Origin of the sequence: Desulfonatronospira sp., from assembly GCA_003563255.1 — a bacterium.
Classification (GTDB): Bacteria; Desulfobacterota; Desulfovibrionia; order Desulfovibrionales; family Desulfonatronovibrionaceae; genus Desulfonatronospira.
Window position 1 is genome coordinate 1 of record PWSL01000321.1, and the last position, 5,101, is coordinate 5,101.

General features: G+C 52.9%; 3 protein-coding genes. 1 reads left to right on the forward strand and 2 read right to left on the reverse strand.

All coding sequences use genetic code 11. The features are described from left to right. Nucleotides 1-163: 163 nt before the first annotated feature. On the forward strand, nucleotides 164-427 hold the full coding sequence (locus tag QZP87_RS09345; protein ID WP_291322652.1) for a hypothetical protein: 264 nt from the start codon (nucleotides 164-166) through the stop codon (nucleotides 425-427). A gap of 417 nt (nucleotides 428-844) precedes the next feature. On the opposite strand, the gene QZP87_RS09350 is transcribed toward QZP87_RS09345, so the two are convergent. Beyond that, on the reverse strand, nucleotides 845-2,053 hold the full coding sequence (locus tag QZP87_RS09350) for an AAA family ATPase (RefSeq protein ID WP_291322653.1): 1,209 nt from the start codon (nucleotides 2,051-2,053) through the stop codon (nucleotides 845-847). A 266-nt stretch (nucleotides 2,054-2,319) separates the two neighbouring features. Next, on the reverse strand, nucleotides 2,320-5,101 hold a 2,782-nt coding region (locus QZP87_RS09355; protein WP_291322654.1), incomplete at its 5' end, for a sigma 54-interacting transcriptional regulator.

A 5,101-nucleotide genomic window follows, 5' to 3' on the forward strand; every position in this document is an offset into this window, starting at 1 on the left:
AAAAGAAAAAATGTTGTTGCTGACTATATCAGATTTTCTTGCAAAAAGTCTGACAGATACTTATTCTGCAAAAACATATCCATAACTCTTTGTATTTACTGACTCCTGATTCCTGCGACTGCAAAAGGTGCTTTTGCAGTCAAACTTTGCAGGGGGTGAAAAAATGTACGGTGTTGCAGCACAAGAAATAATTAGCGAAGCAATTTCAAAAGAAAAACCTTACTGGGAGCATCAAGGTGAAATCAAAAATGCTCAACAGTATATCATTGAAAGTTTAACTGAAAGATTTGATGTGGTTGGAAAATCATTATCTGAAAAGATTAAATCCATTCAATCCTTAGATATCCTTAATATGCTTTTCAAAAAAACACACCGTGTCAACTCAGTGGAAGAGTTTGATCAACTGGTAAACAAAGTTCTCAACTAATACTGGCCTTGCCCACAACCCAAGTAGCAAGAAAAGAATGCGTAGCCATAACTGGGACAGTCCCCGGGGTCAGGATTCAGGATTCAGGAGTCAGGGGTCAGGATTCAGGAGTTATGGTCAGAGGTCAGAGGTCCCAATGCCGGGCGACCATTTCCGCCTTTGCCTGAAATTTCTTGTTTTTTTCTGGGGAATGCCGAGCCCCAGCTCGGCGCCTGCACCGAGGAACGAGGTGCATTTATCTAATGCTGGCATTGCCCGCAACCCAATCAAAAGAAAAGAATGCTCAATCAGCAACTAAGGCAATATTCTGGGCCTGTAGGGGTCTTTTAATCAATTAGTTCAATAACTTGATTAGGTCCGACCCCCAACGCCTAATTAGGTCCGACCCCGAACGTGAACGTACAAGCACTCGGGCCATCAATACAAAAACCCGAACAACCACAGCGGCAGAACTCGACCATGGCCGACTTCCTGACCGTCCCTGACCACGTAGCCGTCTTGCGTCACCTCGATCTGGCCAAAGCCCTTGCCTTTGCCGCCGACTTCAAACGTATATGTATCGTCCACAATAAAATCGCCTCGCGCCGCCACCCTGATCCGCGCAGCGGCGGAGAGCAGCTGGTTGACGAAAAATGTTTCGCGCAGGCTGCCCAGTGGATCGGTTCGGGTCAGGGACTGGCTGATGGCCCACAACATGTTCGTGTTTTCCAGAAAAATCTTGGAATCCTTGCGAACAAGCCTGGCCCCATGTCCGTGAGGCGGGACTGTGGTCAACAGCCCGGCTCGTTCCAGGACGGCCAGATAATCGTAGACAGTGGGCCGGCTGACACCGACATCACGGGCCACACTCTCAATGCACAACTGCATGGGCGGGGACGTGGCCACCAGCCAGAGCAGTTTTTTCATGACCCGAACCCCCCCGGACCTGCGGCCCTCTGCCAGGCTCAAATCCTCGTACAACGTTTTTTCAATCACGTTTTCCAGGCGCTGGAGATACTCTGCCTTGCCCTCAAGCACAAAAGGATACGCCCCGGCTTCGATGTACTCCCGAAAATGCCCGAGCACCTGGCCGGAGCCGAGAACATCCGTAGCAAGGCGCTGGTGGTCGCGCAACAAGATTTCCAGGGTCACGGGCTGGTACTCTCTTCCAGCGACAATGCTCAAATATTCGCGAAAGGAGAGAACCGGCAGCATTCGGTAAAAGGCCCGTCGTGAAAGATCGTATTTGGCGGTCTGCATGGCCAGGGCCGAACTGCCCGAAACCACCAGGCGGCCACTGGGAAACGAATCATACAGTGACTTGATCTCCTGAGCCCAGTCAGGCCGCTTATGGGCCTCGTCTATGAACACGACTTCACCGCCGTGGCGAAAAAATTCCGCTGCAATGTCATAGATGCCCATGGCCGTAACCTGGATATGGTCAGCCGCGAAGTAAAGCCCCTTGCCGCCTTCCTGCTCGCAGTCCTTGAGACGCTGCAACATGAGCGTTGTCTTGCCCACACCCCGACCGCCATAAAGACAGATCAGGCGGTTATCCCAATTGATCCGCTCAAACAAAAACCTCCTCGTCGCGGGCAGATTCCCCACCAGCAAGGCCTGAATGGCAAAAAGGTCAGACAGATTCATTTTTTTCTCCGATTGTCGCCGTACATTTACAGATCAAGCAATATAATGTCAAATCACAGCGACCATTTCCGCCTTTGCCTGAGATTTCTTGTTTTTTTCTGGGGAATGCTGAGCCCCAGCTCGGCGCCTGCACCGAGGAACGAGGTGCATTTATCTAATGCTGGCATTTCCCGCAACCCAATCAAAAGAAAAGAATACTCAATCAGCAACTAAGGCAATATTCTGGGCCTGTAGAGGTCTTTTAATCAATTAGTTCAATAACTTGATTAGGTCCGACCCCATAAGCCCTGGTCCAAGCCGTACTTGTTCATGAGGGAGTAGACGGTCTTGCGGGAGACGCCCAGGAGTCGGGCAGCCTCTGCTTTATTGCCTGAGGCCTGGTCCATGGCATCCTGCAGAGCCTTTCTTTCCCGCTCTTCCAAGGTGGGGAACCCTCCTGTGCCGCTGGCCAGCCAGCCTGGAAGATCTGCCGGGCGGATCATGGGTGCCGGGGAAGTTTCAGCCAGGGTATGCACCAGGTTACGCAGTTCACGTACATTGCCCGGCCAGTTGTATCCGCACAGCAGCTCCATGCTTCTGGGAGACAGCTGACGGGGACGCCTCCAGGAAAGCCTGTTGTATTCTTCCAGGAAATGCTCGGCCAGGATAGATATATCCTCAGTGCGCTCCCTCAGGGGTGGAAGGTGGATGACTGTTTCGCAGAGTCGATAGAAAAGGTCGTCCCTGAACCGGCCTTTTTCCACCATGGCCTCCAGGTCCTGGTTGGCCGCGGCCAGGACCTTGGCCCCAATGGAACGGGGCCGGGAATCGCCCACCCTGGTGACTTCCCGGGATTCCAGCACCCTGAGCAGTGCAGTCTGCATCCGGGATGGAGCTGCCTCGATTTCATCCAGCAGGATTATGCCGTTGCCAGCAGCTTCAAAAAGGCCTTTCTTGTCGCTTAATGCCCCTGTAAAGGCACCCCGGCAGTGTCCGAAAAGTTCGCTTTCCAGCAGGGAAGGGGAGAGATTGGCGCAGTTGACAGCCATGAATTCGCCCCGGCCTCTTAATTCATGTATGGCTCTGGCCGACAGCTCCTTGCCTGTGCCGGTCTCTCCCGTGAGCAGTACCACCCTGTCCGTACCGGACGTTGTCCTGATCCGGGTGTAGACCTCACCCATGGCCCGGCTTGCCCCGCGCAGTCCGCATAACCCGCCTGGGGCCCCTTTGGCCAGGCGATCCTCCGCCTCACTGAGCCTGTTGCGCAGCTCTTCTTCCCGCAGGACCTCATCTGTGACCTCCTGGAACATCAGGACCACCTGACTGACGCGACCCTCCGGATCTGGTACCGGCGAAGATGTCAGGCGGAATATCTGCTCACCGCCTTTGTGTTTTCTGCGTTTAATTCCCTGGTGTACGCGACGGTTTTCAAAAGAAGAGATACAAGGGCAGTCGCTGCAAACCTTTTTGCGGGCCGTATGGCAAAAGACGTGATAGCAAAGAGGGGTGTTCTCGGGGCGAAGCCCGGGGAACCACTGCCTGAGCCTGGGATTGGCGCTGGTGATGCGCATTTTTTCATCAATAACTGCCACCCCCATGGCAATATTTTCAGCAATGACCCGGTAGCGGGCCTCGCTTTCCTGAAGGGCCCGGCGCTGGTCACTCATTTCAGTTATATCTCTCCCCAGAGACTGGTATTCAACCACCAGGCCTTTATCATCAAAAACAGGGCTGTCTATCCAGTGGAATACGCGCATTTCTCCTGAGCAAGTTTCAATAAAATGTGCGTACTCCTCTTTCTTTCGGGTACTTTGTAAACTGGCTATACTATATTTAACCTGCTGCCGTTCACTTTCTGGAATCAGTTCAAGCCATTTTCTGCCAATAAGATCCTGGGGTTTTCTGCCGAAAATATCGCAATAGCAGCGATTAACATAGGTCAATGTCGTGTCCGGCAACCACAGGCACACTGCTTCAGCCTGTTCATCCACCATGACCCGGTAGCGGGCCTCGCTTTCCTGAAGGGCTTTGCTGGCCTGCAGTCTTGACATGAGGTTGACTATGACCTCGGCCATAAAGCTCAGCAGATACATTTCAGTGTCTGAAAAAATTTTTTTCTTCCTGACTGCGTCAAAGCCGACAAAACCCAGACAATCCCGGTTGTCCATCAAAGGGATGGAAACCATGGACTTGATGCCCTGATCCTCAAGGTGTGAGCGCATACCAGGATTTTCAATCAACTCGCCGACATCGGGGATATGAACACTCTCACCCCGTTCATGGACCGGCATGAATTCAGAAATGAGATCAAAGGGTACAGCCTGGAGGTTGCCGATTTCCGGTTTTATGTCTTCAGCGCACCATTCGTGCGTGTTCACTGCAATTTTACGGGCATAGTCATAATTGAAGAGGTAAACCCGGTCCACTTCCACGGACCTGCCTACAGCTTCCAGAAGCCGGCTTATTGTATGGTCGAAATCATCCAGGGGAGCATTGATGGAGTCGGCCGTCAGCTCCATAAGAAGGCCTTCCAGGGACTGCTGCTTGATTATGGCCCGCTCGGCCTCTTTACGCTGGGTGATGTCCTGCACAAAGCCGACCACCCGCAATGGATTGCCCGCCTCATCCTGCACAACCCCGGCTGATTCCCTGACCCAGCAGACCTGACCATCCTTTCTGACTATGCGATGGTCGTATTCCAGAGTAATGCCTTCCTTCATTTCAACAATGGGCCGATTTGTGCTGTTCACGTACTCCCTGTCTTCAGGGTGCACCCGGTCCAGAAACGCCTGATAAGTCCCCTCGAACTCGCCTTCCCGCAGGCCGAACAGGGCCTCACACTCCTTTGACCAGTACAGGGTGCCCTGGTCCATGTCGTATTCCCAGACTCCGGACTGGGTCAAAGTCTGGGCCCGGGACAGCCTGGCCTGACTTGCAAGGAGTTCTTTTTGGAAATTTTTCAGATCCGTAATATCCAGGGCGCTGCCAACCAGCTTTACCGGTCGTCCGTTGATCACAACCGGGGTCAGCCTGGTCAGCCAGGTCCTTTCACCGGCCGGAAGAAGCAGT